10 protein-coding genes are annotated in these 12,691 nt (G+C 73.4%); 6 read left to right on the top strand and 4 right to left on the bottom strand.

Annotated features, from left to right (window positions below):
* Positions 1 to 110 precede the first annotated feature (110 nt).
* The gene (locus tag OG488_RS21375; RefSeq protein ID WP_329231482.1) at positions 111 to 2,519 is read left to right on the top strand and encodes an HAD-IC family P-type ATPase; all 2,409 of its coding nucleotides are present in this window, start codon (positions 111 to 113) and stop codon (positions 2,517 to 2,519) included.
* A gap of 4 nt (positions 2,520 to 2,523) precedes the next feature.
* Here OG488_RS21375 and OG488_RS21370 read toward each other — a convergent pair whose 3' ends face one another.
* The 3 genes from OG488_RS21370 to OG488_RS21360 all read right to left on the bottom strand — a co-directional run bounded on the left by OG488_RS21370 (position 2,524) and on the right by OG488_RS21360 (position 7,840).
* Entirely contained in the window at positions 2,524 to 3,390 is an 867-nt protein-coding gene (locus OG488_RS21370; protein WP_329231480.1) for a DUF5707 domain-containing protein, read from the bottom strand.
* A 216-nt stretch (positions 3,391 to 3,606) separates the two neighbouring features.
* The gene (locus OG488_RS21365; protein WP_329231478.1) at positions 3,607 to 6,780 is read right to left on the bottom strand and encodes a sacsin N-terminal ATP-binding-like domain-containing protein; all 3,174 of its coding nucleotides are present in this window, start codon (positions 6,778 to 6,780) and stop codon (positions 3,607 to 3,609) included.
* 127 nt (positions 6,781 to 6,907) lie between these two features.
* Positions 6,908 to 7,840, bottom strand: coding sequence for a DUF3027 domain-containing protein (locus OG488_RS21360; protein ID WP_329231476.1), 933 nt, complete (start codon positions 7,838 to 7,840; stop codon positions 6,908 to 6,910).
* 463 nt (positions 7,841 to 8,303) lie between these two features.
* On the opposite strand from OG488_RS21360, the gene OG488_RS21355 reads away from it, so the two are divergent.
* The 4 genes from OG488_RS21355 to OG488_RS21340 are packed head-to-tail and all read left to right on the top strand — an operon-like array spanning position 8,304 to position 11,867.
* Positions 8,304 to 9,734: an MFS transporter gene (locus OG488_RS21355; protein ID WP_329231474.1), complete on the top strand. Its 1,431-nt coding sequence runs from the start codon at positions 8,304 to 8,306 to the stop codon at positions 9,732 to 9,734.
* Positions 9,735 to 9,761: 27 nt separating this feature from the next.
* Positions 9,762 to 10,244 (top strand): DUF2771 domain-containing protein, encoded by a 483-nt coding sequence (locus tag OG488_RS21350; protein ID WP_329231472.1) that lies wholly within the window; start codon positions 9,762 to 9,764, stop codon positions 10,242 to 10,244.
* Between the two features lie 26 nt (positions 10,245 to 10,270).
* Complete coding sequence (locus tag OG488_RS21345) at positions 10,271 to 10,990, top strand: futalosine hydrolase (protein WP_329231470.1); 720 nt, start codon at positions 10,271 to 10,273, stop codon at positions 10,988 to 10,990.
* On the top strand, positions 10,962 to 11,867 hold the full coding sequence (locus OG488_RS21340) for a 1,4-dihydroxy-6-naphthoate synthase (RefSeq protein ID WP_329231469.1): 906 nt from the start codon (positions 10,962 to 10,964) through the stop codon (positions 11,865 to 11,867). Before OG488_RS21345 ends, OG488_RS21340 begins: the two co-directional genes overlap by 29 nt.
* A gap of 36 nt (positions 11,868 to 11,903) precedes the next feature.
* On the opposite strand, the gene OG488_RS21335 is transcribed toward OG488_RS21340, so the two are convergent.
* Complete coding sequence (locus OG488_RS21335; RefSeq protein ID WP_329231467.1) at positions 11,904 to 12,287, bottom strand: cold-shock protein; 384 nt, start codon at positions 12,285 to 12,287, stop codon at positions 11,904 to 11,906.
* A gap of 165 nt (positions 12,288 to 12,452) precedes the next feature.
* On the opposite strand from OG488_RS21335, the gene OG488_RS21330 reads away from it, so the two are divergent.
* A complete protein-coding gene (locus OG488_RS21330) occupies positions 12,453 to 12,689 on the top strand; it encodes a hypothetical protein (RefSeq protein WP_329231465.1) in 237 nt (78 codons plus the stop codon).
* Positions 12,690 to 12,691 lie beyond the last annotated feature (2 nt).

Raw genomic sequence — 12,691 nt, 5'->3', positions numbered from 1 at the left:
CTCCGCCGAAGGAGCCGGCGTACGACCGTGGGACCATTCCGGTCCTCCCCCGGTCGGACCTTCCGGCGCCCGGCGGGTGAATCGCCTCCTCCGCCCGTACGGTCGGAATCATGACGCAGCGGGCACTCGACTCCTCCGGTGAGCAGCCGGACCCCGTACGGACCCCTCCCGCCCCCACGCCACCGGGCGGGCTCTCCACCGCCGAGGTCGCCGAACGGGTCGCGCGGGGCGAGGTCAACGACGTACCGGTCCGCTCGTCCCGCTCGGTCACCGAGATCGTCCGCGCGAACGTCCTCACCCGGTTCAACCTGATCATCGGCGTGCTCTGGGTGATCATGCTGTGCGTCGCGCCGATCCAGGACAGCCTCTTCGGCTTCGTGATCATCGCCAACACGGGCATCGGCATCGTCCAGGAGTGGCGCGCCAAGAAGACCCTGGACAGCCTCGCGGTCATCGGCGAGGCGAAACCCACCGTGCGGCGCGACGGCACCTCCGCCGAGGTCTCCGTCGCCGAGATCGTGCTCGGCGACCTCGTCGAGCTGGGCCCCGGGGACAAGGCCGTCGTCGACGGCACGGTCGTCGAGGCCGACAGCCTGGAGATCGACGAGTCGCTCCTGACCGGCGAGGCCGACCCCGTCGTCAAGCGGCCCGGCGACCCGGTGATGTCGGGCAGTTTCGTCGTCGCCGGCGGCGGGGCCTTCACCGCCACCAAGGTCGGCCGGGAGGCCTACGCCGCGCAGCTCGCCGAGGAGGCGTCCCGCTTCACCCTCGTCCAGTCGGAGCTGCGGAGCGGCATCAGCACGATCCTCAAGTACGTGACGTGGATGATGGTGCCGACGGCGATCGGGCTGATCATCAGCCAGCTGGTCGTGAAGGACAACAACTTCAAGGACTCGGTCGCCCGCACGGTCGGCGGCATCGTCCCGATGATCCCCGAGGGCCTGGTCCTGCTCACCTCGGTCGCCTTCGCGATCGGCGTCATCCGGCTCGGCCGGCAGCAGTGCCTCGTGCAGGAGCTGCCCGCCATCGAGGGCCTGGCCCGGGTCGACGTCGTCTGCCTGGACAAGACCGGCACCCTCACCGAGGGCGGCATGGACGTCACCGAGGTCCGCCCGCTGAACGGCTCCGACGAGGAGTACGTCCGCCGCGTGCTGGGCGCCCTCGGCTCCTCCGACCCACGGCCGAACGCCAGTCTCCAGGCCATCATCGACGCCTACCCGGACGGTGAGGGCTGGGGCGTCACGCAGACCCTGCCGTTCTCCTCGGCCCGCAAGTACAGCGGCGCCGCCTTCTCCGAGGGCGACGGCTCCCCCTCCGCCTGGCTGCTGGGCGCCCCCGACGTCCTGCTGTCCTCCGACGACCCCGCCCTCGCCGAGACCGGCCACCTCAACGAGCAGGGGCTGCGCGTCCTGCTCCTCGCCCGCGCGAGGGGCGCGCTGGACGCCCCCGACGCGGCCTCCGGGGCCGAACCCGCCGCCCTCGTCGTCCTGGAGCAGCGGCTGCGGCCCGACGCCGGGGAGACGCTGGCCTACTTCGACGACCAGAACGTCGCCGCGAAGGTCATCTCGGGCGACAACGCCGTCTCGGTGGGCGCGGTGGCCCAGAAGCTGGGGATGCCGGGCGCCGAGCACGCCCTGGACGCCCGCCGGCTGCCCGAGGACCGGGACGACATGGCGTCGGAGATCGAGCGGAACGCGGTCTTCGGCCGGGTCTCCCCGCAGCAGAAGCGGGACATGGTCGCGGCTCTCCAGTCACGCGGGCACACGGTCGCGATGACCGGCGACGGCGTCAACGACGTGCTCGCCCTGAAGGACGCCGACATCGGCGTCTCGATGGGCTCGGGCTCCGAGGCGACCCGCGCGGTGGCCCAGATCGTGCTGCTGAACAACAGCTTCGCGACGCTGCCGTCGGTCGTGGCCGAGGGGCGCCGGGTCATCGGCAACATCACCCGGGTCGCGACCCTCTTCCTGACGAAGACGGTCTACTCGGTGCTGCTGGCGATCCTGGTGGTGTGCTTCCAGGTGGAGTACCCGTTCCTGCCGCGCCACCTGACGCTGCTCTCCACGCTGACGATCGGCGTCCCCGCGTTCTTCCTGGCGCTCGCCCCCAACAAGGAGCGGGCCAGGCCGCACTTCGTGCGCCGCGTCATGCGGTACGCGATCCCGTCCGGGACCATCGCGGCGGCCGCCACCTTCGCCACGTATCTGCTGGCCCGGCACCACTACGCCGGTACGGGCGCGCTGGACGCGGAGACGAGCGCGGCGACCCTCACGCTGTTCCTGGTCTCCATGTGGGTCCTGGCGATCATCGCCCGCCCCTACACCTGGTGGCGGATCGCCCTGGTGGCCACGATGGGCCTGTGTTTCCTCGTCGTGCTCGCCGTGCCGTGGCTCCAGGACTTCTTCGCGCTGAAGCTGGTGGGCACGACGATGCCGTGGGCCGCGGTGGCGATCGCGGTGGTCGCGGCGGCCGTCCTGGAATTCGCCTGGCGAATGGTCGGCCGCCGCTTCCGTTCCTAGCTGTCTACTTCACGTCGACGAAGTCACCCGCGGTCGTGACGGCCGGGGTGGTCGAGGTGCCGGCGTAGCTGTAGCGCCAGTAGCCGTCCTCCACGGCCTTGACCGTGGTCTTCAGCGCACCGGTGCTGTTCGTGTTGATGGTCTTGACGGTGGTGTAGGTGCTGCTGGCCTTCTTGCGGAACTGCAGCTTGACGGGCTGCACGGTGTAGCCCATGTAGGTGCCGTTCTCCCAGTTGGCACGCGACAGCTTGCCGGTGGCCGTGATGGTCGCGCCCTTCCTGACCGGCTCCGGGGCGGCGTTGACGGTCAGCTTGGAGAGACGCTGGACGCGGGCCGTGGCCTGGTAGTCGTTCCACGCGAAGTCGCTCTGGTCGCCGGCGAGCGCGCCCGCGGTGACCTTCCACGTGCCGGCCAGCAGGTTCTTGTACAGGTCGTAGCCGGGGTACGCCGTGATCGTCAGGGAGCAGGTGGCGGTCGTGGCGCTGGCGTTCTTGCAGGTCGCCGCGTCCTCGTTCGGGAGCAGCACCCCGTCGAGGCCCTCGTCCACGTTCGTCCCGTGCCACAGGTCGATGTAGCCGTCGGCTATGCCGGACGGGTGCGAGGCGGTGACGGAGACGGTGAACGTCTTCGCGGCGGTGGTGCCGACGACGACGTCCTTGCCGCCGTTGATGACGACCTTCGAGATGACGGGGGTCGTGACGGCGGCACGCGCGGCGGCGCGAGGAGCCTTCGCCCCGGTGCCGAACACCTCGGCCGCGGAGGGCTTGTCCAGGCTCGGAACGTCCTGGTCACCCGCCTGCGCGGCCGGAACGGCGAGAGCGGACAGAGCCAGGGCGCCGGAAACAGCGGCAACGGTGGCACGAATACGCATGTGGTCCCCTGATGGAGATGGGACCCGCGACGGTGGAACGGTCTGCGGGCCCGTGTGATCGACGAGTCTGATGACTCGAAGGATCAGACAGGCCACCCGCGTGAATGGTTGTGCCGAAGAGGTGGATTTCTTGTGAAGATCTGCATATCCGTTCGACCCCGTCCCCGGTGAGGCCGGACGGGCTCGGGCCGGCCGTCCTCGCCGGGGCCGGACCGGTCAGTCGAACCAGCGGTCCCGCGCCAGCTCCTCCGTACGCGACGGGTCCTCCAGCAGCGCGGCCACCTCGAAGCGGCGCGGCCACTGGCCGGCCGCCCAGGCGAGACCCGCGGCCACGCCCTCGACCGTGGACGCGTGGACCACACCGTCCGGCGTGCGGCGCCAGTCCAGCTCGACGCCGCCCGCGCGCAGTTCGCCGTGCTCGACGTAGGTGTCGGGGGTCCCGGCGCCGAGCAGGATCCGTACGGAATCCGGCACCCGGTGCTCCTCGCCCTCCGTCGTGACGACGGCCTCGACGCTCTCGCCGAGCCGTCGCACCTGGAGCAGGTCCGCCAGCTCGGCCGCTCGCGCCGGGGCCACCGGCAGCAGCGCGAGCCCGCCGGTCAGCGGCAGCAGGTCCGGGGCGTCCGCGATCACCACGTCGGCCGCGTCGGCGACCCGCACCTCGTCGTCCACCACGGCCCGGAGCTCGTCGGGCAGCGTGACCTGTTCGGGGTCGAGCTCGGCGAGCGCCGTGTACAGCGAGTGCAGCTGCACGGGGCCGACGGGACGCTCCTCGTCCGCGAGCCGGCCCAGCAGCTCGGCCGCCCCGCCCGGCTCGTCCAGGAGCGCGGCCACCGAGGTCCGCACACCGAGGGCGCGCAGCACCTGCGCGTCGTCGAAGCCCGTCGCGTCGGCGGAGTCGTACAGGCCCTCCAGGCGCGGGTCGCCGCCCGCCGCACGCAGGCCGGCCGGGCGGCGGCCGTCGAGCACGGGGTGGTCGCGCAGCCACCACGCGGTGTAGGGGCGCACCGACTGCGTCGTGCCGTCCGGGAGCAGCACCCGGACCGGCTGGGTCAGCGCGTCGCGCAGCGGCGGCCGGGCCAGCATCGCGAGGGCCTGCGGCCAGGCGTCGTCGTCGACGAGGTCCAGGTCGCGTACGGCGACGAGCTCGGTGGCGACCGGCGGGACGGGGGTGTCCGGGAGCTGGTCCAGGACGTCCTCGCACCAGACGTCGACGGCGTCGAGGAGCCCGGCGTCGTCGGGTTCGGCGAAGTCGCTGTCGCGGGGCTCCAGTTCGTCCGGATCGAGGACGACGTCGGTGGCCCGTACGAGGGCGAAGGTGGCCAGCACCCCGCAGGCGGTCAGAGGCTGTTCGCCCCAGCGGTCGGCCAGTTCCGCGTCGCACAGGGCGAGTTCGCCCTCGCGCATCACCTGGGCGAACGGGCTGTCCGGCAGCACGAGTTCACCGGCGGGAGCGGGCTCGCCGTCCTCGTCGGGCAGGGCGAGCGCGCCGAGCCAGGGCTCGTCGCCCGGCGCGAGGTCCGCGTCGCGCACGAGGGTGAGGACGGTGTCGGCGAGCTCGTCCGCGTCCAGGGCGTCCTCGTCCCAGATCTCACCCGCGTCCAGCGAACCGGCGACGGCGGCCCGGACCTGCGGGGTCGTCAGGACGGCCCGGGGGGTGGCGGGCAGGGCGCCCAGTTTCTCCAGCAGCGGATGGGCGGCGTCCGGATGGGCCACCTTCAGCCCGAGGCGGGCCAGCTTGTCGAGGACGGGCGAGGTCAGCCCGTCCGGCAGCGGCAGGAGGACCTGGCGGGGACCGATGGTCGTGCGGGGCACGTCCGCGGGGCCCGCGAGGGGCACGGGGAGGCCGGAGAGCCGGTCGGGGTCGACACCGGCCAGGCTGTCGTACAGCCGCCGCCACCACTCCGGGTCACGTTCCAGACCGGCCAGCCGGTCGACGGCCTCGGTCAGCGGGACCCGGGCGACACCGAGCGTACGCAGCTCGGCGCGGCGCTCCAGACCGGCGGGCAGCAGGCAGGGCAGGACCTCGGCGAGGACCCGTACGGTCTCCGCGCCCACGCCCTCGACCACCTCGGCCTCGACCGGCCGCAGCGCGGTCGTGTCCCGGCGCGGGGCCCCGGTACCGTCCCAGTCGTCCCACTGGCCGGCCGCCTCCGCCGGGTCCCGGGGCGCGGCGGGCTCCAGGAAGGCGACCCGGGGCAGCCGCTGGAGGATCGCGGCCCGCAGGGCGCCGTCGAGCTGCCCCTTGCCGAGCGGGCCCGGCACCAGCGCGATCGTCGCGACGGACACGGGCTCCCACCCGGCGAGCAGCTCCGCGTAGGCGTCCGCCGCGCGCTCCACCAGGAAGTCGGTCAGCGGGCCCGGCGCGGGGTGCCTGCGGGCGGTGTCCAGCGGCAGCGAGGCGATCAGCAGCGCGGGGACGCCGAGGGGCTCGTCGGTGGGGGTCGGGGCGTGCACGACGGGTGCCGTACGGGGGTGCTGGGGCGCCCCGTCCTCGTCCACCGGCACGGCCCACGTCACGGACCAGTGCGGCCGGAGCCGCTCCTCGACGGGCCGGTCGGCCAGCAGCGCGGGCTCCAGGGGGCCGTGGTCCGCGACGGTGCGCCAGCGGTGGAGGCCGCGCGCGGAGTCGTCGACGTGCGTGTACGGGCCGTCCTGCGAGCGGCGCAACGTCCGTACGCCGCCGGGGGTTTCGATCACGAGCTCGTCGAGGCCGGGCAGGGTGAGGAGCAGGGCGTCGTCGACACCGTCGAGCAGCCGGCCCACGAGGTCCTCGGCCACTCCGTCGCGCAGCGGCAGGACGACGACGGTGTCGTAGCCGTCGGGCGCGGTCCCCTCGGCGGGCAGCGGGAGCCGGAGCAGCGGTACGTGTCCGTCGCGGCGGCGCAGCTCGTCGCCGAGGCCGGGGCTGCCGACGGACGCCTGCCGCGCGAGGTCGCGGGCCTCCGCGAGGGACCAGCGGACGCCGCCGTGGCGCCCGATCACGGCGGGCTCGTCGCTGACGGCCAGCACCGCGGCGAAGCCGACGCCGAAGCGGCCGACGGACGACTCGTGGCCCTCACGCTTGGCGGAGGCCCGCAGGGTGCTCAGCGACTCGACGCCGGTCGCGTCCAGGGGGGCGCCGGTGTTGGCGGCGGCCAGGACGGCGGTGCCCTCCGGCCCGTCGTGCAGGGTGAGGCGGAGCCGGCCGGGGACTCCGGCGCGGGCGGCGGCGTCGGCGGCGTTCTGGGCCAGCTCGACGACCAGGCGGTCACGGTAGCCGCCGAGGGCGAGGTCCTCCTCGGCGTTGGCGTCCTCCCGGAAGCGGGCGGGGCCCGCGCCCCAGGCGTCGAGCACGCCGCGCCGCAGTCGCGCCGTCCCGAACGGATCGGCCCCCTCGGTCGCATTCATGCCCACGCTCGTACTCCGCTCTTCCGGTGACCCGTGACGCCCAGTGTGCGCCCGAAGGTACCGCGAGCGGGAACGCCGCCCGTGCCCCGGCACCGGGGCACGGCCGCGCTCCGGGCGGGCGGGGGTGTCAGGAGTGGCCCAGGTCCTCCGTCGAACCGTCCGGCTGGGAGGGGACCGAGCCGGAGTCGTCCGCGGGGCGCAGCGAGTAGTCGTCCACCCGCATCGTGTCCAGCGCGTGCGGCGTGGGCTTCGGGGGCTTCGGCATGACCGCCGCCTCGGAGTGGCCGCCGCAGCCGTAGGAGAGCGAGACCACGCGGCCGTCCGCCGGGGCGAACTCGTTCGCGCAGACCCCGAAGGCCTGCTTCAGGGAGCCCGCCATCGGCACCAGGAAGGCGCACGTGACGCAGGAGGCGGGCGCCGCCTGCGCCATGGGGGTCTTCGCGCCGAACTCCTCGTCCCACCGGTCCGCCGCCAGCCCCAGGCCGTACCGGGACAGCACCCGCGCCCGCCGTGTGCCGAGCTCCTCCGCGACGGCGGCGATCGAGCCGCGGCTCGTCGTGGGGAGCGTGGTGAGCTCCGCGTCCTCGACGTCGGCGAGGGCGGCCAGCTCCTGCGACACCTCGGAGACCGCGGAGTTCGGCAGGGGCTCGTCCTCGCCCGTCCAGCCGGGCTCCAGACGCGGGTCCTCCGCCTCGGTGGGCAGGAGGTCGCCGGGGCCCATGTCGCCGGGGCGCAGCCGTTCGCTCCAGGGGACCCACTCGGGGGCGAGGAGCGCGTCGGAGCCGGGCAGCAGCACCGTTTCGTCAAGGGTGACGTTCTTGGCGCGGGAGGCCCTGGCGACCGTCACCGCCCAGCGCCAGCCCCGGTAGCCGGGTTCCTTGGCCTCGAAGTAGTGCGTGACGACCCGGTCCCCCTCGGAGACCAGGGCCACGTGCTCACCCACCACTCCTGGCGCGGCAGCCTCTTCCGCGGCCGCGCGTGCGAGGTCTACCGCCTCGGCGCACAGACGGTCAGGGGCGGGGGTACGGGCCGTACGGCTTCGCGTCGTCGCAGCACTCACAGGTCTCGCTTCTCTCCATACGCCGTCTCACGAGCGCGCCAGCAGCTCCATCGATGTCCGATTTCGGCCATGACAGTTGTGAGCGGAGCGGACCTGGGGGCCGCGTCGACGTCCACACCCGTTGTGCCTGCCTCGGGCGCGCCTTCTGCCACCCATTCTGCGGGATCGCGGAGAGGCGCGCGGCCAAGAACAACCGCCGGTGGCGCGTGAGTGCACGCTACCCTCTCCGCCGCCCCGCGCCCACCTGCCCGTCCCAAACAGGACCGGAACCCTTCCGGAAAGCTTTCGGATCCGCCGCCGGGCGGGGGCGGATCCGCCCGGGACGGGCGGGTGGCCGGCGGTGCGTCCCGGCCATTTCCCGGCCGTTTCCCGGTCGGGGACGACTCACCCGACAGAGCGTCCGGCGCCACGCCCCGGTCCGCTCATCGGTTCGTGACAGCGGGGGGTGGGGCACTATGACTCCGTGACCGCCGCCAGGTCGTCCGACGGATCCGGTCCGCTCCGCAGGGCGGTCCGGGCGATGGGCCGTGCCCTGCGCGCCCCGTTCACGGGCACCGCGCGGGGGATCCGCAGGGCGACGCACGCCCACGGGGCGGGCGAGTCCGGCCTCGGCAAGCTGATCGAACTGCACGCGGTCAACGGCGCGGGTGACGTGATGATCACCGTGGCGCTCGCCTCCACGGTGTTCTTCTCCGTGCCGACGGACGAGGCACGCGGACGCGTCGCCCTCTACCTCGCGGTCACCATGGCCCCCTTCACCCTGCTCGCCCCGGTGATCGGCCCCCTCCTGGACCGGCTGCCGCACGGCCGCCGCGCCGCGATGGCCGGCGCGATGTTCGCCCGGGCGGTGCTCGCGATCACCATGTCGGGCGCGGTGGCCACGGGCGGCCTGGAGCTCTATCCGGCGGCCCTCGGCGTCCTGGTCTGCTCCAAGGCGTACGGCGTGGTGCGCAGCGCCGTCGTCCCCCGCCTCCTGCCGCCCCGCTTCTCCCTGGTGAAGGCCAATTCGCGGGTCACCCTGGCCGGTCTGCTGGCGACGGGCGTGGCGGCGCCGATCGGGGCGGGGCTGCAGAGCATCGGATCCCCCTGGCCCCTCTACGGCGCCTGCGTGATCTTCCTCGGCGGCACCGTCCTCGCCTTCACGCTGCCGCACAAGGTCGACTCCGCGAAGGGTGAGCGCAAGGCCCGCCTCGTCCTCCCCCACGAGGAGGCGGCCCCGGCTCCCCCTCCCCGCACCACCAAGGGCGGCAGGAGCGGCAGCACGAAAGCCGGCAGGAGGAACGGACGGGAGAAGCCGCCGGGGCTGCGGTCCGTCGGACCGTCCGTCCTGCACGGCCTCCAGGCGAACGCCGCGCACCGCGCGCTCTCCGGCTTCCTCATCTTCTTCCTGGCGTTCCTGCTGCGTGAGCACCCCCTGGCCGGGCAGAGCGCCGCCGTCTCCCTCGGCATCGTCGGCGTCGCGGCCGGTGCGGGGAACGCCTGCGGCACGGCGGTGGGCTCCTGGCTCAGGGCACGCGGCCCCGAGGTGATCGTGGCGACGGTGCTGGGGCTCGCCCTGGGCGTCGCCGTCCTCGCGGCGGTGTTCTTCAGCACGGTGATGGTGGCCGCCCTCGCCGCGGTCGCCGGTTTCACCCAGGCCCTGTCGAAACTGTCGCTGGACGCGATGATCCAGCGCGACGTGCCGGAGGAGGTGCGCACCTCGGCCTTCGCCCGGTCGGAGACGCTGCTCCAGATGTCCTGGGTCGTCGGCGGGGCGATCGGCATCGCGCTCCCCCTCAACGGAGTACTCGGCATGTCCGTCGCCGCCGGGCTCCTCGCCCTCGGCGCGGCCGCCTCCGTACGGGGCCTCCTGGGGGCCGCACGGCGCGGCTCACCGCACCCCCGCGTGGCGTGAGCGGCACCGACCGATAACCTTCGGCGCATGACCGTTGCGTTCTTCTCCGGTAAGGGCCGTCGAATCGGCGTCGCTCTTGGTGCCGTGTCCGCGGGACTCCTTGTCCTGTCCGCCTGCGACAAGCCGACGCCGCTCGCCACCGTGACGGTCGGCGACAACTCGTTGAGCACCGAGGCCGCCTGCTACAACGACGGCAAGGCCCTCAAGGAGTCCGAGATCCAGGGCTGCCTCAACAAGAAGGCGGAGAAGTCCGTCGGGGTCGCGATGGACGACAAGGTCCACTTCGGGGTCGACCCCGAGGTCGCGGACCACGGCTGGACACTCTTCATCAACGGCCAGCAGGCCGAGCAGGAGCCGTACAAGAAGACCTACCGGACCATCCCGGGCAGCGCCTTCTTCGCCAGCCAGACCGGCGAGACCACGGCCTCCAAGACGCAGGTCAGCATCGTCGAGACCAAGGGTCAGAAGCTCACGGGCGTCTGGCACTTCCAGCTCAAGAAGACCTCCTGACCTCTCCGACTCCGAGGACCACCGCCGTGCGGGTGCTTGTCGTGACCGCCGTCCCTGCCGAGAGGGACGCGGTCACCCGCGCGTTCGGGGGTGAGCCGCCGGTGCGCCGGGTGCCGGGCGCCGAGCTGCACCGGGCGGGCCCGTTCGACGTCCTCGCGGGCGGCGTGGGTCCGGCCGCCGCGGCGGCCGCCACCGCCTTCGCCCTCGCCGCCGCGCCCGCCGGCGAGCCGTACACGCTCGTGGTCTCGGCGGGCATCGGCGGCGGCTTCGCGCCCGCCGCCCCCGTCGGCTCCCTCGTGGTGGCCACCGGCATCGTCGCGGCGGACCTGGGCGCCGAGACCCCGGACGGCTTCGTGCCCGTCACCGGTCTCGGCTTCGGCAGGGACTCCTTCCAGCCGCCCGCCCCCCTCGTGCGGGACGTGGCCGGGGCCACCGGCGCGGTGCCGGGCCCCGTCCTCACCGTCTCCACCGTGACCGGCAGCGCGGCCCGCACCGCCGCACTGCTGGCCGCGCACCCCGGAGCCGTCGCCGAGGCCATGGAGGGCTTCGGCGTCGCCGAGGCCGCCGACCGGTTCGGCGTGCCGGCCCTGGAGCTCCGGGCCGTCTCGAACGCCGTGGGGCCGCGCGACCGCGAGGCCTGGCGCATCGGCGACGCCCTGGCGGCGCTCACCGAGGCGTTCGGGAAGACCGCACCCGTAGTGGAAAGTTGGACCCCGCATGACCGACTCGACCGACACCGTGACTGACACCGCGACCGATTCCGCCGGCGCACCGCTCCCCGCGCTGCGGATCGCCTTCTCGCCGTGCCCGAACGACACCTTCGTCTTCGACGCCTGGGCCCACGGCCGTGTCCCCGGCGCGCCCGCCCTCGATGTCACGTTCGCCGACATCGACCTCACCAACGGCATGGCCGAGCGCGGCGAGTTCGACGTCCTGAAGGTGTCCTACGCCGTCCTGCCATGGGTGCTCGACGAGTACGCCCTGCTGCCGTGCGGGGGCGCCCTGGGGCGTGGCTGCGGGCCGCTCGTCCTCACGAAGGAGCCGGGCACGGACCTGACGGGGAAGACCGTCGCCGTGCCGAGCGAGCGCTCCACGGCCTATCTGCTGTTCCGGCTGTGGGCGGCCGAGGTCGTACCGGGCGGCGTGGGCGAGATCGTCGTCATGCCGTTCGACGAGATCATGCCCGCGGTGCGCGACGGCCGGGTCGACGCCGGGCTCGTGATCCACGAGGCCCGCTTCACCTATCAGAACTACGGGCTGCACAGCCTCGCCGACATGGGGCAGCACTGGGAGTCGACCACCGGTCTGCCTATCCCGCTCGGCGCGATCATCGCCAAGCGCTCGCTGGGCCAGGAGACGCTGGAGCGGCTCGCGGCATCGGTCCGCACCTCGGTGCGGATGGCCTGGGACGACCCGGAGCAGTCGCGTCCGTACGTCCTGGAGCACGCCCAGGAGATGGACCCGGCCGTGGCCGACCAGCACATCGGTCTCTACGTGAACGAGTTCACCGCCGACCTCGGCGAGAGCGGCTACGCGGCGATCCGCGGCCTGCTGACCCGGGCCGCGGCCGAGGGCCTCGTACCGGCGCTGGCCCCCGACGCCCTGTCCGTCACCGCGCGCTGACAGCGGAGGGCCGGGCCGCTCGGGCCCGGCCGTCCGTCAGACGTCGAGCTGGTCCGCGACCGCCCTCAGCAGACCGGCGATCTTCGCACCGGCTGCCTTGTCGGGGTAGCGGCCCCGCTCCAGCATCGGCGTGATGTTCTCCAGGACCGTCGTCAGGTCCTGCACGATCGAGGCCAGCTCGTCCGGGCTGCGCCGCTGGGCGGCGGCGACCGACGGGGTGGGGTCGAGGATCACGACGGAGAGGGCCTGGTCACCGCGCTGGCCCGCGACCACACCGAATTCGACGCGCTGACCGGGCTTGAGGGCCTCGACGCCGGCCGGGAGTACGGAGGAGTGGACGAAGACGTCGGCGCCGTCGTCGCGCGAAAGAAAGCCGAAGCCCTTTTCCGAATTGAACCATTTGACCTTACCCGTGGGCACGTCTGTCCTCGTCCTCGTACTCGTCGGTGTGCGGAAGAGCCGCGAAACGGCTCCGGATAGCAGTACAGCGGGTCCGTGACCCGCCGTGTCCCAGGCTAATGGCCCAGGGGCCGGACACAAGACGTCACCGACCGGTTCCGCCGAGCGGGGAACTACCCTGGCCGGGTGAGTACTACTCCTTCAGGCGCAGGCGACCGGCTCGTACAGGTCGGCGCGATCGTCTTCTTCATCGGCGCGCTGGCCACCCTGGTCACCGTGGCCCCCCTGTTCCTGGGCACCGACCCGTTCCCGTCCGTCGCGTACGCGGTGTGCATGCTGATGGGTCTGGGCTTCCTGATCGCGGCCGCCGGGGTGGTGCGGTCCGTGTGGAAGAACTCCCCGAAGCGGGCCGCGACGAGGTAGCG

This window comes from Streptomyces sp. NBC_01460 (genome assembly GCF_036227405.1).
Taxonomy (GTDB): Bacteria; Actinomycetota; Actinomycetes; order Streptomycetales; family Streptomycetaceae; genus Streptomyces.
This window is presented reverse-complemented; position numbering and strand designations above follow the sequence as displayed.